Consider the following 21,992-nt stretch of genomic DNA (forward strand, 5'->3'; position numbering starts at 1 on the left):
TTATAACCCTTCTACCTTGAGCTGCATGACCTTTCCATGCCAGGAAACCAGTAATACAGGCGATTTTTGCATTTCATAAGCATGCATACCATCAGCACTGGTCATACTTCCTATCCAACCTGGAGAGAGAATAGTAAGGTTGGTTCGGACATACATTTTGTCGTTGATTATCCAAGCTCTTGCATCACCACCACTTACAGTTAAACGTCGACTGCCAGGCGGAGGAACACCATCCAGAACGTGCAATAAAAGATCGTTAGCACTTGGTGGGATGCCATTCTCCATCGGCGTACTCTTCGCATTTGGGCCGTAGCCTTGGATACGGAGATCAACACGATAATCCACTGCCTTCTGACCAGGAATCAGGGTCAACATAACAGGGGTATTCAAGCCACGAAGCCTGACCGCAAGATTACCGTAGTTGTACAACTTTAAAGCCTGAATCATCAACGTATTACTTGTTTTATCCCATTGAATATTAAAAGAGGAGGGATCACCCAAATCATAGGCACTGATAGGCCATGGAGCACCGGTTGAATCAAGAAAAACGAGCGAAGAAACAAATCCTTGTGACAAACGAATAACCGGCGGCGTCGAACCTGGCGACAAATTAACGAATTGCGACGTTGCGGTTGGTTTTGGCGGAACACCTGCTGTCGCTGCTTTAGCATACTCATTGGTTTGATAAAGTTGTTTAAGGCGCAAGAGCTGTTCCGGTGTGAGTGGAAACATTTGCCTTGTAACGCCTTCAAATGCCTTAACATCAATAAGCTCATTATCAGCATCACTCACAACCTGGCCATCTGGAACTGCTGGAGCGGGTGCCGTCGGTGGTGGAACTGTATTTTGCTGCGTCGGAGTACCTGGCCTGCCTTGTTGTTGCGGTTGGCCTGGTTGGCCTTGATTTTGCGATAAACGCTGTTGCAAAAGTCGAAGTTGTTGCAATGCCTGCTGTGCTGAATCGGATTGATCAGCAGAATAGGCAGCAAACGGAATCACACTACCTAACAAAACAGTAAGCGTACCAAGCCGAAGAGCGGCTTTTTTCTTCTTATTCATGAACTTATACCACCGCTAGCTGGCCCAACAACAAACTGCGATATGCCAATCCCACGAGGAGAGTTAAGTGTTGATACCCTCGTGATTAACATGGTCACTACGTTATTTTGCTGTGAAAATTCACTAGCACTCTGATAGGTTACCAAAATCGGCATTTGTACACGCCAAGAGTACCGGCCATTTAAAATCCCTTTTTGTAGGATAATGGGAGCTCGAGTCGCTACTGCAGAGACAATAAGTTTCTTGGCCTTCACCGCATCCAAATTATTTGATTGCTGCAAAGCAGTTAAAAACTGTGACCAACCATCAGCAGTAAAGAATCCTGACGAAGCTTGCAGCTCATCACGGTAATTCACAAAGTTATAGGTAAAGGCAGCAATAGCTGCTTGGTTTGCCCATTGCAGTACTGCGGAATCAGACTGGTTAGGCTCATTAAGGGGATACAAAGGCGTAATTCTACCATTGATGCTTGTAGCAAAATACTTAGGCGCCGGTGGATGAGTAATCATGTAAACTAACAGTGAAGCCAGAACGAAATTGACTAATATTGAAATGATAAGCGTGATCATCGTTTTACGTTGGCCATCACGGTAAAAATCATTCCTCATAGCAACAATTGTCAAAGCATCTTCAGCCATAATTTCCTCGGTTATTGCGGTATAACTTTCACTTCATCATCATTCGTTGGATCAGGCGCAAGTAATGCGTTGCCTGTGTAATTTGGCTCATTCAGGGGATTCAACTTTATAGGAGGAGTAATCCCACTGGTAGCATAAAAATCACGTTCCGGTTGATGAAGGTGAAGGTAATATATAATCAAGCACAAGAGTAAATTTATACATCCCGATACAATAAGGTATTTACTCGCCCTACGATAGGTTTGAATATAAAATGTCTTAGAATTTTTTATTGTATTCCAAGTCTCTCGACTCATTGTACCCTCATTTAAACAATCGTATCTCTGAAAGTAATTTCAATACGCGAATTTGGTGATTTATCACCACCCTGAGTAGAGGTCATTATAGGTTTATCACTCCCCAACCCTTCTGTAAAGATAAAACGGCTATCTATACCTTGCGACCATAAATAATCAGCTACGGCTCTTGCTCTTGCAAGGGTCAAAGCATGCTCACGTTTTGCTGAGACATATTTGCTACTATACGCGGTTACATTCACACCAACCTTACGAAATTCTTTTAGATAACAAGCTACTTTATTCAACAAACCATAGGAAGCCCAGTTTAACCGAGGTGATTGATCCGGGAACAACGCAGAGGAAGGAATACTGACCAAATAATCTTCACCTATAGTGGCAACCTTTACACCGTTATTGGCAAGTGTCTTTTGCAGCCGGATCATAGCCTTATCTGATGTATGCGCAACCTTAAAAGGTAGCCTTAGTGCGGGATCCTCTTCAGGTGTATATTTAGGTTGGCTTTTACAACCAAAGAGCAATAAGGATGCAAGCAAAATGGCATGCCCTCTTAAAAACCCTGGTAAGCCACTACGAAATCGTCTCAACACAAATCCTCTATTGATAAAATAGTTTCCCCAGCATAATGAAATAAAAACATACTAATCATTGCGTTACAAGCAGTTATTAAAAATTCCGCTGTTTAGGTGCAATTATGGGCAAGAAATGAACCAGTTTAGGGACGTGACAAATCGAAGGATGTACATAAACCAAGGGGTATTGGTCTACGATGGAAGAAATATCAACAGTCATTGGATTAGCAATCAATCTTCCTGGGCTTTAGCCTTGGCTTTCTCACGTTCACCGACAATTTTGTCAGAAAGAGCCACCACCATTTCGGCTAAATCTTCGACACTAACGATATCACGCTCATGAGGAGGATAACTGGTTGCCATTTGGAAGTCTTTGATTAATTCATTTGCTACTGTACCCGCGTATTTATCTTTTGCTCCGCTCGCACGCTCAATGACAGCCAAATAGTTACGCGTTTCATTAATGGCCAGCAGAGGTTGTGAAAATTGCTCTATCTCTTTAACAAGGAGAGGAACAGTATTTGCAGGTTGAGTCAGTTTTCTAAATATCGTTAAAGTACCTTCTTCCTCTTCTTCAATTAATTCCTCAACAGGAGCAGGTTCATTTTGGCCATGGAAAGCAAGTAACGCAGCGACACCACGTTCGATGGGCTCACTAATTTGGGATTCACGCAATGCCTTCGTAATTAAGGTGATTTCCTCATTTTCAATTTCTTTATTAATGCTTAAATCACCACTTTCCAATATCGTTTGAAATCCAGAGAGTTGCTTCTGTAATTTCATCAGGTAGTCATCCGGTGGCGGCTCTACTTTCAAGAATTGATTTAGTTTTAAACGCTTAACTGGCTTTGGATTAGCATAAAACATACGAGCGCGTACAATTTTTGATTTGAAAAAGATATGGGACTCACCCTCGGTCTGATCTTTCAAATCCAATAAGTCGATGCGTGCTCGTTTTTCAAATGAAGAACTCTTCGTATCCATATAGCTATTAGCGATACTCGAGTCCTTGGTTTGGAATGAATCTACTTTAGTAACGTAAGCTTCACCCGCCGTTTTGGTGAAGAAATCCCAAGTCTCGGTGGGGTCTTCCAGTTTCATACAAATTTTGATGTTGGTGTTTGCACCGATGGAGGCAGCTTCTTCTTTCGATGCCTTCTGGAATGCAGGTAAATCCTGTCCAGCAAAAATAGCTGAGAATCCAAGAGAACGCGCCTGGGCAGGTACCACAGCAAAACCCTGCACGGCATAATAACCATACTCATCGAGAATACACATATAAGGAGTCGGAGAATTGGTAGGCTTTCGTAAAATAACATCACGATAATCACCTTCTACCTGATCTCCCAAACCGGCAGCCATCATCGCCTTCAAAGAAGAAACAATTACCTTACCCAGGTTCGATAGCTCATCGGGCGATTTTTCCAAAGCGGGTAATAATACCACCAGAATCCGTCGATTAAGTACAACGTCTTTAAAATCAACTTCCGCCAGGTTAGTCCGTATAATATGTCCATAGGTATCTGCAAGCGATGAAAATACGCGTACCAGCTGCATGGTAATGAAACCATGCTGTTCTAAAACCTGAGAAACCTGTTTGCCTTTTTTCTCTTTGTTATAACCAGGTAAGTTGAAAACATAGTTACGCAGGGGATCCGTTACTAATTTTGGTACAGATTCTATACTGATACTTTCCTGTTCATCACGGGGAAATATTTTATCAATGACGATTGATTCCAATTTTACCAAATCAAAATAATTACGAATACTATTGGCATCAAGCAAAATAGCCCCTTCATCACGCATATAAACGAGTAATTTCATAAGCGCTTCAACGAAGCTGATAGCACGTCCCTTCCACATATCACCATCAGATGACTGGCCAGAAGAACCCATTAAACTTACAACGAGCTGAGTTAACATGCTCGAAGACCCCTGGCAAAAAGGATTGAGCGTGTTGGACAGGCGTCTTTCCTGCGGACCAATAACGTCGCGAGCCCCGGTCATGAAATTGATGAGCAGTAAATCATCTTCACGTCCCATACTACGCACCATGGAAAAGACTTTAGCGTAAAGCGAGTTATCCCCTTTTCCATCGACATAAATAAAACCGCTGGCTTGTACAAGCGCATTAAACGCTAACGATACAAGGGCTTCTGTTTTACCACTACCGGTAGAACCAAAAATAAGGGCATGGGTTCTTAAGTCATCATTGGCAAACCATAACTCCTCATTGGTTTTACGATCATTACCAAAAAAAGCAATTCCTCTTGCAATATTCGGGGTACCAACACCTGGCTTCAGATCATTGTAATCTTTAACTCTGGCAATTTTGGGCAATCTGAAAGGCAGTTTTTGCTTACGGGTATAACTATAAAGAAAAAACAGAATACCGAGAATTAGCATTAAGCTAGCCACTTCAGAGAGATAATAGGAAACTGCAGCCACTGAAACCAAAACAATAGAAATGTTGGTCGGATCAGCAAAAAAGTCCGCAAGCCTTTGGCCAAGGGTACGGGTATCCCTTAGCAACATGGTTGGATCTATTTCATGACGCGAATCAATACCACGCATTACGGTTCTAACTCCTGCAATTCTTTAGGCGTTAATTTGACTTCTTTCACCGCGACTTCAAGGGCTTTGATAGCCTCATCGATCATGGGTACCAACGAACGGCGTTTCATCTCTTTCTCAGCCCGCCAGTGAGCAAAGGGGCCTCCAACCTCAGCAAATGGCGTTTGCCTGCCTATACAATTAAGCATATACCATAATCGTCGATCTATGGTTTTTAACCACAGAAATTCTGCACTCGGAACTACGCCATCTTCTCGCGAAGCCTCTATTAAGGAAGCCATAACAGTGAGAAGATAGGCATGCTTCGCCAAAATCTCTTGAACGTTTTCAGCGTTCTGATACTTTTTTAACACAGGTCTTGCCACAGTAAAATCAGGCTTGCCTGCAGTGCAGGTTTTATCCAGGGTTTCCAAAATTAAATTGGCTGAGTCTCTATCTCTGTTCATACGGGCCATAAAGACAGCGGCCAAGGCATAAGCCTGTGGAGGGCAGCGATCAAAGCCATCCCAATAGGGACCCAGTTGCAAAGTAAATACCCGCTTCGCATCTCCCTTGCGAATACCAGCAGTCATCTCTTGCCCAGGTACCGGATTATCTAAGAGTGCGTCGTCTTTTTTTAGCAATTTATATTTGCGTGCAAACTCAATAGGGGTTAAAGCCATTGCCCAGGGACCGGTATTGATATCAGTAGCGGCCAGATCCAAGTTCACAACGGGCATAATTGCCAGCCAATTATACTGTTCCTGCGCACGCAGGGTATTCATATTATGAGGTCTACGAAATTTAAGGGTGATATCCGATTTATAAAGAAAAATGGCTAGAACTACAAGAATTAAAACGACAGGATAGCGGATGTAATCACCAACGCTACGTGTCAGCGTTAAAAACTGATCCCAGTCAACCGTAGCAGGATCAATTGTCTGCATCAAATAAACATTAGAAGCAAGTTGCTCATTACTAACAAAAAGTGTCACCAGTTTTGCTTGTAAGATATTTAAATAGAAAACAAAGGCAACAATATGCTGGTGCGCTGTTCTCCAAATAAAAAACAGGGTAAGAAACAATAGAACCATGATCCACACTGGTGCCATTGAATTATCGCCACTACCACCTTGTTGTTGAGCTTGTTGAGCCATTCGCCAAATTTTTACTGATTAATTTAAATGAAGTATATACCCACTTTAAACAAGGCGCGACTCTCATTGCTAGTCTGCATGAGAATTTTTAACTAAACGCCCTTTTGAATAACGGTAAACCCCTGAAAGATGCACAAAGCGAATAATATTATCCAAATGAATAGAGCGATCTTTAAGACTCAGTAAGGGTCTGCCATGCTTATCCATAGGTATTTTATCTGAGGGTACTGTCAAAAGATCATTTTGATCAATATAGATAGCCACATAGGCTTCGTTTACTTTATTCTCTTTGGCTTTAATTGAATATTGCACATCCTTTTCATCAGCATAAATAGGACGTGAAATCATTTGGCGCGGGAGATTGGCAAGAATACGTTCCCAAGCTTGGATATTATGTCCTTCAGTCGAGTAGAGAGCAATAAATACCTCTTGTTGACCTGCACGGAGCGCAATTCGATTTGCCAAATTCGACTCAGTTTTAGATTTTTCTTGTCCTCTTACATCACCACCTAGTTGCTTAGCAAAATTGTCACGTATTTCACGCAAATTTTTACCAATTACACGTAAGAAATTCGACTCTTCCCAAGGACCTGTGGAAATAGTTTCATCCAGCGCTTTTAAAATAGCTTGCGCTTGTTGTTCTGTTAATTCATCTTTCATATAGGATAAGGATAAACGATTGGCTACGTTTTTTACAATTAATATAGGAATATAGCTATTATAACAGTATTCCTTGTCATACACGGAGTACTATTTAAAATTTCCTGTGAGAAAATGGAAGAAATCTGATCAAAAAATATAACTTCTTCATTATGTTAATTTTTTAGATTCCGTTAGGTCAGGTTGATCGAGTGCTTCCCCAAGTTTATTGCCGAGATCAACCAGCTTGTCTCGAGCTTGAGAATTTGATGGATTATCACTCGCTTTATCTAAAAGACCGATAAACCTGTTTATAAGAGCAATGTTAGCCCTTACTTCATCTGCATTGATAGTCGGTTTTTTATTATCAAAAAAGCCAAGGCCCATAACAGACTCCAAAACTAATGACTCTTAGAGTTACATTAACAGATCATGACTTAAGACAAACTTAAGAGAAACCAGTCTTTCATTTAATTTACACTTGTCAGTATAAATATAGATCAATCGTACATTAATTCATCTAAAGGAGTGTAATCCCTACTCGGACCACCTTGAATAAGTTCATTCAATACATCAGTCATACAAAGCAGGCGCAGGACATTAGGAGTAACTTCATCAAATACCACACGGATTCCTAATAAAGCATTCTCAGCCTCATCAAAAGTGGCTCCCAGTCCATAACCAAGGCAAAGAGAACAGAGTTGATCCGCTCGCCGGGCAATAGCAGGTAATAAACCGGTTTCTGAAAATACCTCATCAAAGCTTACAAAACGATCATTTAAATAAAATTTCGCATTCATATTGGCAGCAATCAAAGCCATACTTTTACGAATATCTGTTGCCATTCATCGCCACCAAGGTTGAGAAGATTTAAGAGAGCCTGCCAAGAAGCTTCTGAGCCATCGCAAAAATACCGGAACCGTAAAACCATAATGTTCAATAATTCCAAAAAACACTGCAGATACTAAGACTAATACTCCCGTCCACACTCGGATGTGCATAAGAAAAAGGAAAATAGGAAAAGCAGCTCTCGCATCAACCATAAAAAAACGAGGGCTTCTTGCTGAGTCACGCCAATGCGACGTTTCCGAAAAACTCCCAGCAGCCATAGAGACTCCAACAGATAGGTTTTATTTTATTAGTATATCGTTCAGGGGCGAGAATTCAAGCGGTGAACCCGCTCAAAATTAAGACGTTTCAAGCGCAACAAAAAGAAATCACCGAACTATTTGGTGGGTGTGAGATCAAAACTATCTTTTTGGGGCAAACATTTGACCACCAACTCATCGATTGGTGATTTTGGCATAGGGGTTAGTACCTTGGCAGGCTTTAATTCTGATTGATCTACCTCTACCTCTGCCTCAGGCTGTTCAGATATTACTTTTTTTGTTGAATTCGGTTGCATTTTATTCAACATATGGTTTGTGCTATTAGACATCATAGCTCCAACAATCAATCGATAATTAGATCATAACATGTACAAGATTAAGGCATTATTAAATTATTATAGAAACTATCTAAACCGGATTCAGGAAGAAAACACCACCGTTAATTCACGCTCTAAAGTAACATAATCTATCTTTCCAGTCGTCAAAACAGGTATTTTAGTAGCAGGAAATACTTTATGGGGAATCAACAGTTCCGAATGCCCCAGTGTATGGATATAGTGAACAAACGTCGATTTGTCAGCGAGAGGCGCTTCGGAAAATAATAAGATTTGTTCTCCTTTTTTAGGGCATTGTTGATAGAGTGCAGCATGCGTCTGTCCTGGCCATAAAACTGCAGCAATCGATTCCACTGCTGTTAATGAAACCATTTCGCCACCCAATTTGGCAAACCGCTTTACCCGCCCTTTAATACTCACAAAACCATTGTCATCAATACTGACAATATCTCCAGTATCATGCCAACCATCTTTTAAATGGTTAATTTCCCCTAGGCAATTAGGAGAGAGATAACCTGCCATCACATTAGGGCCTCGAATGAACAATCGCCCTCCTTCAGAGATTCCCTCCATCGCTTCTACACGATATTGAATCCCGGGAAGAGGTAAACCCACACTGCCTATTTTAGAAGCGATAGAACAATTTAGCGCAATGACAGGAGATGCTTCTGTTGCCCCATACCCTTCATAGATAGAAACTCCAAAAATTTGTTTCCAATTTTGAATGGTTTCAGGCTTAACTTTTTCTGCCCCTGCAAAAACATAGCGCACTGAGCCAAAATCTCGTGGTTTCGCTACCCGAGCATAACCGGTTAGAAAAGTACCCGTGCTTAAAAAAATAGTTGCCTGCTTGTCATAAACCAAGCTGGGAATTATTTTATAGTGCAAAGGGGAAGGATAGAAAAAGCAACGATTTCCAGTGAATAATGGTAACAAACAACCCACAGTAAGGCCAAAACAATGGAAAATAGGAAGAGCATTTAAGAAAACATCTGCAGCAGAAAAATCAACCCGAGAAATGAGCTGATAACAATTAGCCAAAATATTCGCATGACTGAGTGCAACCCCTTTGGGCACCCCCTCTGAACCCGAAGTAAACAAGATTACAGCTGTTTGCCTAACGGCTACCCGATCGCCTAAACCAACATAAGTCCGCAGCGGGAAAAACCCCTTGAGTAAGCCAGTTATCTTGTCTGCTAAACCAATAGCCGCTTTACTATCTTCCAAAAATATTAGTTCTAAACCCGCAGCAAGCAATTCCTGCAGTAAGCCCTCAAGTTTTGCTGTGATAATAAATTGGCGGGAAGTGTAGATCGTTTTAATTCCAGCCAATTGGCAAGCAGCGTATAGGTTATAAAAACCGCCACTAAAATTTAACATCGCGGGTATACGCCGGTATGCTTGCAAGGCAAAAAAACTGACTAACGCAGCAATACTAGTAGGCATCATTAGCCCAACTCGTTCACCCGCCTGTGTTTGATTCTTAAACTGCCGTCCTAAAATAAAACAACTGCTGATAAACCGCCGTGTAGACAACGAATTACCCGTGCTATCCTCCATAAATTGCCTGGATTTCTTTGCTAATTTTACTCCTTGCAACATCGCTGCAAAAAGCGATTTATCCCGATTCCAATTAGTGAAAGACATTTCACTAAGTAAAAGAAAAAGTTCCCGACCTACTCTTTTCCTGGATTGTGGTGCATCCTGTGTCGTTAACAGGCGGGGAGCCATAACATGGAGCGTTACCTTGGGGCGCCATTGTGTCAAATGCTTGTCTTTGACCAAGGAAAAAATACTGTATTGCGTGCCATCGATACGCACGGGTAAAACGCTTGCCTGCGCTTTTTTCAACATTAACCCGGCAAGCTCAACCATCGCTTCGTCGTTAAGATAAGTGGAGTACTCAGGTGGAAATAACACACAATGCTTACCTTCCTGAACTGCTTGGCAAAAAGACTTTACAATCCCTAATCCCCCAGATTCATTCACCCGTACCTCTGAAAATAACCGCAAAACTTTAAACCACCCCTTCTTTGCCAAAGATACGGGTAAAATAAAGGTCAAACGCTCTGGAAAACAGAAGGCAAGCAATAACGCATCAATAGCAGAAGTACGATTAATAACAATGACCGTGTCAGCTCCTAATTCATAATGCCCCTGAATTTTTAAGCAAAACCATTTTTTAATCGCTTTTTTTATTAGCCAACCGCATGCCTGGCTGAGAGCAAACTGCCAACGTTGTTTTGCCATGGATTGCATCAGTTCGTAGGTCAACAAAATTTATAACTCAATCGTCCTTTACATTGCAATAATCCAACCAAATTAAGGACATCATGATCAAAACATAAATTCTAAGATCGTAATATATCCTTAATGTTCTATTGTTATACTTAATTAATTTTGTTTTAAGTGAACCGGTACCATGCCTAAAAAATTGAGCACTGATGAATATTTTCGCCTTATTAAAGAAAACCACCGAAAATATTTAGAAAAAAATATGATCACTCATCTTGAAATGGCTGGAAATCTAAAACAGGCCAAATTAGTTGGGCGATATGTAGAGCAGATTGGCGATTACCGTGAAGATCAAAATCACTATCTGGATTTTGCAGTAGAACAACCCTCTACAGCAGCAAAGGTTGGTCATGGGGTTTTAGCTGGACTTTTAGGTATCGGCGTAGCTGGTGTTGCCTACTATGCGCAAAAAATGGGTTCGCCTATCGATGTCATCAATCCTTTAGCAGGAGCTAAAAATATCGTGGGTGGTGTTTTTAGTGCGGCACTTGGCGCTGGCGCCGGTTATCTGGCTTATCAGGCATGGTTAGCCAGCACTGGTAGAGCAGCTAATGACGATGCACGCAAAGAATTCGATGCTGAAATGAAAAAAGCAGGATTCACTGATAAGAAATATGAAGAACTATCCAAAGAATTGGTCAAACTATTTCATTATAGAGAATGCCTCTTGTTAGGATTGGAAAACGACGCCAAACAAAATATGCGTGAGGAGTTTAAAAGGAAGCATTTACCTGATGGTGACCCCTTTAATGAAGAAGCCCTTAATGCTGCAATCGAAGTCTATTTTTTAGATGAGTTAAATAAGTTATTTAATCAGGCCTTTGTAGATATTTATGACATCCAGGATCAAAAGATCCAAGATGAGAAACAAGAATACAAAATCATTAGCTGGCTAAAAAATTATTTTGCCAAACCTGAAGAAAGAGAAAGATTCACTCAACAATTACAAATTGAGTTCATGAATCAATGCCTACATTACTTGACAGCCCAAATGGTTGAACCAAGTTTCCTTGCCAAGCATCCTCAGATTACAGCCAGTATAAGTGGTTTAATCGCGGGTAGCATTGCCTTAGGATTGGCGGCAATCATTATTGGCGGACCAATTAGCGCGGGCATCCTGGCTATTGGCCTGGTCATTACCTGTCTTGCTGCCGTAGCGACTTATTTCGCCGTCAATAATATCGATAGTTTACGATTCAAACGCGACAAAGAAAATCGTGATGCTCTTCAGCACGCAAGAGACGATATTATCAATGAGAGTGCTCGATTAAAACGCCTGATTAAAGAGGTAGTCCCCACTACTGATAAGGATCTGAAACAATTACAAATCTATAGTGCTGAAAATGCTCCCGGAGGGTTTGCTGCTTATTTTAATATCTTTAGTAGCGGCCACAGACAAGTTGCCATGGGAGCCAGTACAGCATGGATTAGGGAATATGCCATACGCTACCGTCACAGCAAACAAGTAGAAATCAATTTATCCGAACACCATAAAGGCATTATCACGAATGGAGAACTACAAACCAAAGAAATGCAAGAGTTGTTACTGGCAGAAATGCGTTCTGAAGTGCGTGGTGCTCTCCCGGCGAAGTTAAAAAATTTTATTGACCATACTCAAGCTTATTTACAAAACCATGAGAATAAAGACTTCATCAAACGCTTTGAATTAGTCGAAAAAATTAAACAACAAGTCCTGGAAATTGTAGCTGCCGTTCCACAAGGAACTCGCCAAACTACTTTACCCAAAGAATTAGTAGATTTTTATACCCGTCCTATTACAGCAGGCGGACTTGGCGGTTTAGTCCAAGATCTGGAGCAAGTGCGAAGCCTTGCACCTATTGTTGCTCCACAACAAATTGTCGATGAATTACATCCCTATTATCAAATGTTGGTTACCGCGCAACGATTTAACTACGCTTTAACCCAAGATCCAAATAAAGCGTCCATATTCATTGGTGACGCCGATTATCGTGCAATGCTTGGTTTGCGGATTGACAGCCCCAGTGAGCGCGTTGAAGCCAAAATTAATGCGGGCAATATCCAAAGCTATTTAAATCATTCGCTGGATTTTCTCTATTCACTGAATAAACCCCTCCAAATTGATGACTCGACTAATTTGGATACACCTTTTGTTAACACAAAAGAGTTTGTTCTATATAGAACCCTGTTGATTAAGCAATTAGCCCATTTAGCTGATCCAAGCAATCCTCGCGTTAGTAATGAAGTGCGACGTGAAATTGAGCGATTTGCCAGGGAGAAACTACACATTGATCCTAAGGTCGTCTTTGACGATGTCTTGCACCAAGGTCTATTTATTCAACAAGATATAGACAGCCCGCGTTTAAAATACCTGGGTAGAGAACGCCCCGTTAGTGATTTGGAATATATCGCCGATGCCATTCGCCTGGATTTAGGTTATACGTCTAAACCGGTTACTCCACGAATGATGATCGCACAGGAAGCCGTTGACTTTCTATTCGACAAAGGTGAAAGAACTATATTTTCATACGGAAAATCCACTGATGAATTACCGCCAGAAGCAACAGCAGAATACGTAGCAAAAATAAAAGATACCATTGCAACAACAAGCGCATTTATGGCTGCTCTCGCAAAAAGAAATACCTTGAAAAAAACTGGCGCGTTAGCAAGCTATGTTCATGATTGTCTGCGAGAAATAAAAAACTTACGCGAACAAATAGCGGCATTCGATAGAGAAGTACCGGTTAAAACAGCAGAAGGTCCTTTTAAATCAAAAGAACTGGCACAGGCAGACGAGTTATTGGCAGAGTATCAGGAAGAATTAGAAGGCATTTTAGCGGTAAAAAGAGTAGAGCAACAAAACATATTGGCATCCATAATACAATTTGGCGGGTTTAAAGTACCCAGTATTGATCTAAGTTTCAATGACTGGGAACAGTTAGAAGAAAGAGATTTAATGGGATCTTCCTGGCTATTATTAGACTCACTACCTCCTATTCCAGTTGAGCATGAAGCAAGATTTTTAACGGAGGCCTGGGACCTACAGGAGTCTTATATGTCTCCTTCAGTAGATACCTCTTCCAAACAAGTAGCCACTACAACGACAATGGCAAAGTCCAAAGAAGAACTGCCTGAAGACCTCTCTATGGATCAAGATGACCATGAAGTAGCAGAAGGAGTATTGGATTCAATCATTATCGTGTCAGATACGAAAGAAATTTCTCATGAGAATTTGACCCGCTTCATTGACTCTCTTGGCAACTATTTGAGTGAATTAGAAAAAGAACGCGAGATCTGGTTTTTTAATTATAGAGATTATGCCAAAGGAGCAAGGAAGGAAGCTGCCACTGAGCTTCGAACTGCATTGGTAGAATTAAGTCAAAATAAGCATCCTGGCACTGGCTTCTTAAAGAATGGGGCTTATAGTGGAGATGCTCCGCTAAAACAACTGATTAACTCTAATTTAAGCCAAATGGGAATAGACAGCCTTGAAGAGTTATTCTCTGAAAAATGCATTCTGTCCACTAATCCTTGATCAGCAACCAATTGGTTTCAGTTTTTATTCATAAAAACTGAAACCAATTGAAATCAATTCCCGACTATAACAATTCATCGTTTATTCTTGCTCAAACAATTACTCTGTAATAAAGTGACAGGTATGTTGTGTAGAAACTATTATCAATGAAAACGCTCGGTATCGTCTTCGCGATAGCAGCGTTTATTGCTTGCGCTTGGATTTTCCAACAAAACGCGCCATTAGTACTCAGTTATATTCAAGATCTGGGTTGGCTTGCTCCTGTTCTATTCGTACTGTTTTATTGCCTGGCTACTATTCTATTATTACCCACCATGGTTTTGACTTTTGCAGGAGGAGCTCTCTTTGGTCCTGTTCTGGGTGTTTTATTTAATTTGATAGGTGCTACAGCCGGAGCAGCATGCGCTTTTTGTATCAGCCGCCATTTGGCAACTAACTGGTTTACTTCTCGCAGGGGACCGAAGATTAATAAACTCATCTCAGGTGTTGAACGTAGTGGCTGGCAATTCGTAGGGCTAATCCGTTTGATCCCTATTATTCCATTTAATCTAGTCAACTATGGTTTAGGGCTAACTCAAATCAAATTCAGACATTATGTCATCACGACTTTTATTTTTTTGACTCCCGGGGAAATTATCTACACTTACTGCGGTCACGCCGGTATGGATGCGTTAACTCACCCAACGCCTTTTTATAAAAGCTCAAGTATTATTACCTTGATTATTCTAGGCTTCTTATTGCTTACTTTCAAACTGTTTAAATCTTATCAACGCCGTCAACAGGCAAAATATCAGCGAAGTGAGTTTCGTTGATCGGCAGCTAGAATGGCTTGTAACTGAGCAATTAATGAATGATTAGTCTTAAAGACTGTATTATCAATGACTGATACCGGACGTATTCCTTGTAAAGCATTGCATATAAAAACTGCATCTGCTTCGCTCAGGCTGGTTTTGTTTAAATTGCATTCAAAACAGACGATGTTATTTTCCTGACAGAGCGATAACAAACGCTGTCTTATAATCCCTGGTAACAAACCATTCTGCAAACTTGGTGTAAAAAGCTGATTGTTTTTGATGATAAACAAATTAGCCGTTGTCGTGTCTGTAGCGCATTGCTCTGTATTAAAAAACAGGACATCATCTATTCCGTTAATTTGCGCTTGGCGGCGAGCAATAATAGCCTCCAAATAATTGATTGATTTAAACTGATAAACTGGATTTCTACTATCACGCAGCCAAGATGCGCTACCAAGCTTTACTGCTGTATTCTCAGCCAGATAATTAAAAGCCGTAAAAACCAGCCGGGATTTTTTGCTTGTTGCAACTAAACCCCTCGGCGCATTTCCTGCACCTAAAATTACTTTAATACCCCCGTCTTGCACCTGGTTCAATGCAATACACTGCGTTAGGTTTTCATACCAAACAGACGGAGAAAGCTCAAAAGGAAGTTGTAAAAAAAGTGCAGCACGCTGTAATCGCTGCCAATGAAGCTGGGAATAGCAAGGTTTGTTATCAAGTACCCGTAAAGTCTCAAAAAGCCCTTCACCTAAAAATATACGCTCATCACTATAAAAGGGCACACTATTTCCACTGCCCTGAACCTCGATGAGCATAGCCATTATAGTTTAATAGTCAACAAAATCATCAAGTTCATCGCGGAGCCGTTTTTCTTCAAGCATGTTTTCAAGCCGTCTTCGAGCATCTAAAGTTGAGCCTTCCCGTATGTCATCGACATCAATCTCTTCTTCAGAATTAACGAATACCTCTCCTTCAATCAAATCATCTTCGCTATCATCAAACAGGTCACTCATGCCATTCTCTCACGTTTAACTGTGTCATACGCTTTACAATCGCAAAGCACCAGTAAATGCAGAGCTATATATCCTTTTTTAAATTTTTTGTCTAGCCTTTTTTTAAAAAAATATTCATGAATTTCTATGCTTGAACTTATAAGCTTATCTCGCAATAATCAGGCAAGGAAAAACGAAAAATAATAATATGGCCGATCGATATAAACAGATTATTCGCAGCACTAGCCGCCAAATACGGGAACAGCTCTCTGCTGATTACCAGGAAACAGCCTCCGCGCAAGTATGCAAGCGCATTCGCGAACTTACCCAATATCGCTATGCAAAGCGCATTGCTCTTTACCATGCGATGGGAGGTGAAATTAGCCTGGATGCTTTATGGAACTCCGCTCCCCTGCATGGTAAATATTGCTATTTTCCTGCCTTAAACGACGACAAAACCCTTTCATTTTTGCCAGCAACCCCAACCACTCCGTTTAAAGAAAATAAATATGGAATTGGGGAGCCCGATGTCGATAAAGGGGAAGCAATAGCTCCCAGGCAACTCGATATCATTTTCTTGCCCTTGGTGGCCTTCGATGACCATTGTACACGCCTGGGAATGGGAGCTGGTTATTATGATCGCACCTTGGCTAAAGAAAATCATCCTTTACTTATCGGTGTTGCGTATGAGTTTCAACGCCAGCCTTACATAGAACCGCATACTTGGGATATTCCGCTCACAGCAGTAGTAACCCAGCGAACCATTTACTGGAGCAAACCATGACCAACTATTGGTTAATGAAATCAGAACCGTCTTGTTTCAGCATTGATGATCTACGTACAGCCGCTAATCAAATTACCGCTTGGGATGGTGTACGGAATTACCAGGCACGTAATTTTATGCGTGACGACATGAAAATTGGCGATCAAGTATTTTTTTATCACTCCAATACCAATCCACCTGGTATTGTTGGTATTGCTGAAGTCGTCAGTGAAGCTTATCCTGATCACACCGCTTTTGACCCAAACAGTGAACACCCCGATGCCAAAAGCACGCCCGAGAATCCAAGATGGTTTATGGTTGATATCCGTTTTAAAGAGAAGTTTCCTCACATCCTTTCTCTTGATTACTTGAAGCAACACGCCGAACTAAAAAATATGCCGCTCCTCCGTAAAGGCAATCGTTTATCGGTCACACCTGTGAGTCAGGATGAGTGGCAATTTATTACGGAGAAATTACGCTAAGCACATCACGCGCCTGTATAATCAGTAATCTTGGCACGTCAGCGTAATCAAGGGTTCACCCTTTCCACTACAACCCTCTCAAAGGTAGGGTAGTGGATTATTGGTATATTATGTGCGCAGCTATCGATTATCCAGTTTGGATTTGGAGAATAAAAACCTTGATTACGCTGACGCGCCATCAAGGCTTGTATCTTTAAAAAATAAAAAATAAGCAAGTAAATTTTGTAATCATTTCCCCTGCTTTGAAAGATAGTCTCTAAATAGCATCTCCCCCCACTTCACCTGTTCTAATACGCACTACCTGCTCCAGGTTATAAACAAAAATTTTGCCGTCGCCAATCTTTCCTGTATAGGCGGCCTTGCAAATGGCATCAATTGCCACCTCAATCATATTATCAGGTAAAGCGAGTTCAATTTTTATCTTAGGGAGAAAATCAACAACGTATTCTGCTCCTCTATAAAGTTCAGTATGCCCTTTCTGCCGACCAAACCCACGTGTTTCGGAGATCGTAATTCCTGGTACGCCAATCTCCATGAGTGCCTCATGCACATCATCAAGTTTGAATGGCTTGATAATCGCGGTAAGCATTTTCATAATAATTCCTTCGTTACAACCTAATTAAGTACATAGCTGATAGACTTGAGTTTTGCTAGACTATCGCCAACAGTAACTACAACAGCAGGGAGATTTGCATGTTTGATCCAAAACACTTTGATGATTTAGCCCAAAAACTCTTCGCTACCCTACCTACCAGTCTACAAAATTTCGAAAAAGAGATTCAACAGAAATTCAAAGAAGTTTTGCAGGCTGCTTTTTCTCGTTTGGATTTAATCACTCGTGAAGAATTTGATGTACAAACCAAAGTACTAGCTAGAACTCGCGAAAAAGTAGATGCCTTGCAAATGCAGGTTGATACCTTACTGGCACAACAAGCAAAGCACAAGGAAAAATAAAATAGCTAGCTAGTTATTCAACCGTCCAACCAATAGGAAAACAAATGAACCTTGCTTTTAGCAAAACGCGCAGTGCTATAGGCATTCTTGCGCAACCTGTATCTGTGGAAGTGCATTTATCCAATGGGTTACCCGGCTTTACCATTGTGGGTCTTGCGGAAACAGCTGTAAAGGAAAGCAAAGATCGAGTACGCAGTGCCATTATTAATAGTCAATTTGATTTCCCCTGTCGCAAAATCACTGTCAATTTAGCCCCAGCAGATTTGCCTAAATCAGGGAGCGGCTTCGATTTACCTATCGCTCTAGGCATCTTGGCTGCCTCAGGCCAAATACCTTGCCAAAAACTGGACTCTCATGAGTTTATTGCTGAATTGGCCTTGAGCGGTAATTTACGTGGAATATCAGCTATCATCCCAGCTGTGCTGGCAGCGCAGCGCGATAAGCAACAATTAATTATTGCTACTGCGGATGCAGAGGACGCTTCTTTAGTAGGCTCTGAGGGTGTTTATAGCGCTAATAATTTGCGGGAAGTCTGTAGTTATCTCTGCCAAGGTACACCACTACAGCCGCTGCCCATACGTCCGGAAATATCTATCGACAATAATCAGCTGGATTGGTCAGATGTAAAAGGACAATATCACGCCAAACAAGCGATGGAAATTGCTGCCTGCGGCGGTCATAGTATTTTGCTCTGCGGTCCTCCGGGAAGTGGTAAAACCATGTTGGCCAAACGATTTAATACATTGCTCCCACCACTGTCTGAAGCAGAAGCGTTGGAGTGTGCTGCTATCCATTCATTACGAGGACGCCTCCCTAATTTTAACGCCTGGCGCTACCCTACTTTTCGAGCCCCACATCATACTGCTTCACCAGTTGCATTGGTTGGCGGCGGCAATCCACCGAAACCCGGTGAAATATCACTTGCTCATCACGGTGTTTTGTTCCTTGATGAATTACCCGAATTCCATCGACATGTTTTAGAAACCTTACGTGAACCCTTGGAGTCAGGAACTATTTCCATTTCAAGAGCAGCGATGCAAATGGAGTTTCCAGCCAAATTTCAACTTCTTGCTGCAATGAATCCCTGTCCCTGTGGGCAATGGGGAAATTCTCAGGCAGATTGTCTGTGTACCCCTGAACGCATCAGTCGCTATCTTGCCAAACTTTCCGCCCCTCTACTGGATAGAATTGATATGCAGATTACTATTCAGGCTTTACCGCAAGAAGAATTAATTAAACCTCACACAACAGAAAGCGGCCAAAGTATAAAAATCAGACAGCTAGTGGAAGCGGTTAGAAAGATACAACATCAACGTCAACGCTGTATTAATGCTCAATTAAGTACAAAAGACTGTGAAGCAGTCTGTTCCCTGGAACAAGAAGAAGTCGCCTTTTTAAGTCAAGTCATGAGTCGTCTCAAACTATCTGCTCGTGCCTATCATCGCTTGTTGAAAGTAGCGAGAACCATCGCTGATATGAATGAGTCTGAAAAAGTAACCCTGCCTGCTCTACAGCAAGCTCTCTCATTTAAGCAGACGCTACAAGGACCCAAGTAATTTGCAAAGCAGAATAGCAAGGAAGAGCTGCTTCCATTTCGCTAGCCTGAGTCGTTATGCTTCGATGGCCGAGCACCGCAGCGCAGCCTACATAAAAGTAGGTGAGCAGCGAAGCGCGGGATATCGAAAGAATAACCGCGAGGAAGAAGAGCAGGAGAAGGAGCTGCTTCCATTTCGCTAGCCTGAGTCGTTATGCTTCGATGGCCGAGCACCGCAGCGCGGCCTACATAAAAGTAGGTGAGCAGCGAAGCGCGGGATATCGAAAGAATAACCGCGAGGAAGAAGAGCAGGAGAAGGAGCTGCTTCCATTTCGCTAGCCTGAGTCGTTATGCTTCGATGGCCGAGCACGGCAGCGCAGCCTACATAAAAGTAGGTGAGCAGCGAAGCGCGGGATATCGAAAGAATAACCGCGAGGAGGAAGAAGAGCAGGAGAAGGAGCTGCTTCCATTTCGCTAGCCTGAGTCGTTATGCTTTGATGGCCAAGCACCGCAGCGCAGCCTACATAAAAGTAGGTGAGCAGCGAAGCGCGGGATATCGAAAGAATAACCGCGAGGAGGAAGAAGAGCAGGAGAAGGAGCTGCTTCCATTTCGCTAGCCTGAGTCGTTATGCTTTGATGGCCAAGCACCGCAGCGCAGCCTACATAAAAGTAGGTGAGCAGCGAAGCGCGGGATATCGAAAGAATAACCGCGAGGAAGAAGAGCAGGAGAAGGAGCTGCTTCCATTTCGCTAGCCTGAGTCGTTATGCTTCGATGGCCGAGCACCGCAGCGCAGCCTACATAAAAGTAGGTGAGCAGCGAAGCGCAGGGTATCGAAGCATAACGGCCAGGATAGTAGAAATGGAGCAGCTCCGTGTTAGAAGGGGCAATCTGTTGGCATTACTACCAAATCCCTGATACAAATCCTCTGCGGCAGTTTCCAGCAAAACATAATAATCTCCGCTAATTCTTCCGGCAGAAGGAAAGTAGGGTTACCCAATAATTCACAATAGTCAGCAAAACTGACCCCCATATTGGCATGGATATTTGTCTTCACAAGGCCTGGCGCCACATTGATAATACGAACGTTATTTTTGGCCTCGGCCATTTGCAAACTCTCAGCAATACTGCGTATTGCGTGTTTACTGGCATGATAACTAACAGCTGTCGGATAGGGTTTCCGATCTGCAATTGAGCTGATATTAATAATGGTGCCTGACTTTCTGGCTGACATATCAGACAAAACAATTTTTATACCATTGATCACCCCGTGAACCAACACTTCAACTTCATAATGAGTTTTCTCAATCGGGATATCTCTGAATTCACCCACATTGACAAAGCCAGCATTGTTAATCATACATTCGGTTTTACCGTATTTTTTTTCTGCATCGCGGACTGCTATTTCGAATCGTTCATAATCAGTAATATCCAGTGGTGCATATAGAACTTCACGCCCTTTTAATTCAGCAAGCGGTTCAATGTGGCGACTGATTAATAAACAGGGATAACCTTCATCGGTAAAACGAATTGCTAACGCTTTACCAATACCGGCGCTTGCGCCAGTAATCACAACAAGCGATTTTTGATTATTCATGCTGTCATTCCCTTGAGTACTCTATTAACTATAGATTATTTTGTTGAGCCTCAGGGATTTTTACATGAACGGTTTATTATTAAATTAGGTTTGCTAATAGGGTTTAATGGTATAAGCAAAAACTAAAATTTGCCTATACTTCAAAAAAGTAGTATTATAGAATTAGCTTGAAAATGTCTATTTTTATACTCTCAAATCGTCGTTTTATTATTTATTTAATCCTTCGTACTGTAGTTTTTAATTTTGACCTCTTCCCGCTAATTTCGCCTGTATAGGTATCTTAAATAAAAACGTAAGGATGTAGTCATGTCTAAAACAGTCAATGGGGTTGTTAAATGGTTCAACGAAACTAAAGGATTCGGTTTTATCGAGCAAGATTCAGGGCCGGATGTATTTGCCCACTTTAAAGAAATTGTGAGTTCTGGTTTTAAAACCCTGGCAGAGGGACAGCGCGTACAATTCGTTGTAACGCAAGGGGCAAAAGGTCTTCAAGCACAGAATATAACTGTCATTTAAATTACGATATTATCTTAACCACTATGTCTTGCTATAGACATAGTGGTTTATCAGTTCCAAAGTCTCATGGTTTTGTATAAAAATCAGATATCCCGCATTCAGCCCCAAGACATAATGAGATTGATGGGCTAATTTTATCCACTTGAAATTCCTAATCACTCAAAAACAACCTTTATAAAATGAGTATCTTTC

The 21,992-nt window shown here is 41.6% G+C and carries 23 protein-coding genes; 7 read left to right on the plus strand and 16 right to left on the minus strand.

Features of this window, described 5'->3' with window-relative positions; genetic code table 11:
- The 12 genes from DYC89_RS11455 to DYC89_RS11510 all read right to left on the minus strand — a co-directional run bounded on the left by DYC89_RS11455 (nucleotide 1) and on the right by DYC89_RS11510 (nucleotide 10,608).
- A complete protein-coding gene (locus DYC89_RS11455; protein WP_115221901.1) occupies nucleotides 1–1,059 on the minus strand; it encodes a DotH/IcmK family type IV secretion protein in 1,059 nt (352 codons plus the stop codon).
- Complete coding sequence (locus DYC89_RS11460; RefSeq protein WP_115221902.1) at nucleotides 1,056–1,697, minus strand: type IVB secretion system apparatus protein IcmL/DotI; 642 nt, start codon at nucleotides 1,695–1,697, stop codon at nucleotides 1,056–1,058. The genes DYC89_RS11455 and DYC89_RS11460 overlap by 4 nt, the downstream gene beginning before the upstream one ends.
- 11 nt (nucleotides 1,698–1,708) lie before the next feature.
- The gene (icmM, locus tag DYC89_RS16625) at nucleotides 1,709–1,993 is read right to left on the minus strand and encodes a type IVB secretion system protein IcmM/DotJ (RefSeq protein ID WP_115221903.1); all 285 of its coding nucleotides are present in this window, start codon (nucleotides 1,991–1,993) and stop codon (nucleotides 1,709–1,711) included.
- Between the two features lie 11 nt (nucleotides 1,994–2,004).
- On the minus strand, nucleotides 2,005–2,583 hold the full coding sequence (gene icmN / locus DYC89_RS11470; RefSeq protein ID WP_115221904.1) for a type IVB secretion system protein IcmN/DotK: 579 nt from the start codon (nucleotides 2,581–2,583) through the stop codon (nucleotides 2,005–2,007).
- A gap of 213 nt (nucleotides 2,584–2,796) precedes the next feature.
- Complete coding sequence (locus DYC89_RS11475; RefSeq protein ID WP_115221905.1) at nucleotides 2,797–5,139, minus strand: TraM recognition domain-containing protein; 2,343 nt, start codon at nucleotides 5,137–5,139, stop codon at nucleotides 2,797–2,799.
- Entirely contained in the window at nucleotides 5,139–6,275 is a 1,137-nt protein-coding gene (icmP, locus tag DYC89_RS11480) for a type IVB secretion system coupling complex protein DotM/IcmP (protein ID WP_115221906.1), read from the minus strand. Before icmP ends, DYC89_RS11475 begins: the two co-directional genes overlap by 1 nt.
- Before the next feature lie 69 nt (nucleotides 6,276–6,344).
- Nucleotides 6,345–6,935, minus strand: a complete 591-nt coding sequence (icmQ, locus tag DYC89_RS11485; RefSeq protein WP_181879456.1) for a Dot/Icm secretion system protein IcmQ — start codon at nucleotides 6,933–6,935, stop codon at nucleotides 6,345–6,347.
- Between the two features lie 150 nt (nucleotides 6,936–7,085).
- Nucleotides 7,086–7,301, minus strand: a complete 216-nt coding sequence (locus tag DYC89_RS11490) for a hypothetical protein (protein ID WP_115221908.1) — start codon at nucleotides 7,299–7,301, stop codon at nucleotides 7,086–7,088.
- Between the two features lie 113 nt (nucleotides 7,302–7,414).
- Nucleotides 7,415–7,759 (minus strand): type IV secretion IcmS family protein, encoded by a 345-nt coding sequence (locus DYC89_RS11495; RefSeq protein ID WP_058446979.1) that lies wholly within the window; start codon nucleotides 7,757–7,759, stop codon nucleotides 7,415–7,417.
- On the minus strand, nucleotides 7,760–8,023 hold the full coding sequence (gene icmT / locus DYC89_RS11500; RefSeq protein WP_115221909.1) for an IcmT/TraK family protein: 264 nt from the start codon (nucleotides 8,021–8,023) through the stop codon (nucleotides 7,760–7,762).
- Nucleotides 8,024–8,139: 116 nt separating this feature from the next.
- Nucleotides 8,140–8,352, minus strand: a complete 213-nt coding sequence (locus DYC89_RS11505) for a hypothetical protein (protein ID WP_115221910.1) — start codon at nucleotides 8,350–8,352, stop codon at nucleotides 8,140–8,142.
- A 90-nt stretch (nucleotides 8,353–8,442) separates the two neighbouring features.
- On the minus strand, nucleotides 8,443–10,608 hold the full coding sequence (locus tag DYC89_RS11510) for an AMP-binding protein (protein ID WP_245953985.1): 2,166 nt from the start codon (nucleotides 10,606–10,608) through the stop codon (nucleotides 8,443–8,445).
- A 172-nt stretch (nucleotides 10,609–10,780) separates the two neighbouring features.
- Here DYC89_RS11510 and DYC89_RS11515 point away from each other — a divergent pair, with 172 nt between their 5' ends.
- Together DYC89_RS11515 and DYC89_RS11520 are read left to right on the plus strand one after the other, a co-directional pair.
- The gene (locus DYC89_RS11515; RefSeq protein ID WP_115221912.1) at nucleotides 10,781–14,167 is read left to right on the plus strand and encodes a hypothetical protein; all 3,387 of its coding nucleotides are present in this window, start codon (nucleotides 10,781–10,783) and stop codon (nucleotides 14,165–14,167) included.
- A gap of 146 nt (nucleotides 14,168–14,313) precedes the next feature.
- A complete protein-coding gene (locus DYC89_RS11520; protein ID WP_115221913.1) occupies nucleotides 14,314–14,979 on the plus strand; it encodes a TVP38/TMEM64 family protein in 666 nt (221 codons plus the stop codon).
- Here the strand turns inward: DYC89_RS11520 and DYC89_RS11525 are convergent.
- Complete coding sequence (locus DYC89_RS11525) at nucleotides 14,958–15,746, minus strand: aminotransferase class IV (protein ID WP_245953986.1); 789 nt, start codon at nucleotides 15,744–15,746, stop codon at nucleotides 14,958–14,960. The genes DYC89_RS11520 and DYC89_RS11525 overlap by 22 nt on opposite strands.
- Before the next feature lie 45 nt (nucleotides 15,747–15,791).
- Nucleotides 15,792–15,977, minus strand: coding sequence for a PA3496 family putative envelope integrity protein (locus tag DYC89_RS11530; RefSeq protein ID WP_115221915.1), 186 nt, complete (start codon nucleotides 15,975–15,977; stop codon nucleotides 15,792–15,794).
- A gap of 187 nt (nucleotides 15,978–16,164) precedes the next feature.
- Between DYC89_RS11530 and DYC89_RS11535 the strand changes: the two genes are divergently transcribed.
- A complete protein-coding gene (locus DYC89_RS11535; protein WP_115221916.1) occupies nucleotides 16,165–16,740 on the plus strand; it encodes a 5-formyltetrahydrofolate cyclo-ligase in 576 nt (191 codons plus the stop codon).
- On the plus strand, nucleotides 16,737–17,201 hold the full coding sequence (locus DYC89_RS11540) for an EVE domain-containing protein (RefSeq protein WP_115221917.1): 465 nt from the start codon (nucleotides 16,737–16,739) through the stop codon (nucleotides 17,199–17,201). Before DYC89_RS11535 ends, DYC89_RS11540 begins: the two co-directional genes overlap by 4 nt.
- Before the next feature lie 256 nt (nucleotides 17,202–17,457).
- Here DYC89_RS11540 and DYC89_RS11545 read toward each other — a convergent pair whose 3' ends face one another.
- Nucleotides 17,458–17,796: a P-II family nitrogen regulator gene (locus DYC89_RS11545; protein ID WP_058446998.1), complete on the minus strand. Its 339-nt coding sequence runs from the start codon at nucleotides 17,794–17,796 to the stop codon at nucleotides 17,458–17,460.
- A gap of 98 nt (nucleotides 17,797–17,894) precedes the next feature.
- On the opposite strand from DYC89_RS11545, the gene ubiK reads away from it, so the two are divergent.
- Both ubiK and DYC89_RS11555 read left to right on the plus strand, forming a co-directional pair.
- Nucleotides 17,895–18,155 carry a ubiquinone biosynthesis accessory factor UbiK gene (gene ubiK / locus DYC89_RS11550; protein WP_115221918.1) on the plus strand — a complete coding sequence of 87 codons (261 nt, stop codon included), beginning with the start codon at nucleotides 17,895–17,897 and terminating at the stop codon, nucleotides 18,153–18,155.
- Nucleotides 18,156–18,199: 44 nt separating this feature from the next.
- A complete protein-coding gene (locus DYC89_RS11555) occupies nucleotides 18,200–19,711 on the plus strand; it encodes a YifB family Mg chelatase-like AAA ATPase (RefSeq protein ID WP_115221919.1) in 1,512 nt (503 codons plus the stop codon).
- Nucleotides 19,712–20,564: 853 nt separating this feature from the next.
- Here the strand turns inward: DYC89_RS11555 and DYC89_RS11560 are convergent.
- Nucleotides 20,565–21,284, minus strand: coding sequence for an SDR family oxidoreductase (locus tag DYC89_RS11560; RefSeq protein ID WP_115221920.1), 720 nt, complete (start codon nucleotides 21,282–21,284; stop codon nucleotides 20,565–20,567).
- Nucleotides 21,285–21,590: 306 nt separating this feature from the next.
- Here DYC89_RS11560 and DYC89_RS11565 point away from each other — a divergent pair, with 306 nt between their 5' ends.
- A complete protein-coding gene (locus DYC89_RS11565; RefSeq protein ID WP_115221921.1) occupies nucleotides 21,591–21,800 on the plus strand; it encodes a cold-shock protein in 210 nt (69 codons plus the stop codon).
- The last annotated feature ends 192 nt before the right edge of the window (nucleotides 21,801–21,992 follow it).

The sequence above is a fragment of the Legionella donaldsonii genome (assembly GCF_900452385.1).
Taxonomy (GTDB): domain Bacteria; phylum Pseudomonadota; class Gammaproteobacteria; order Legionellales; family Legionellaceae; genus Tatlockia; species Tatlockia donaldsonii.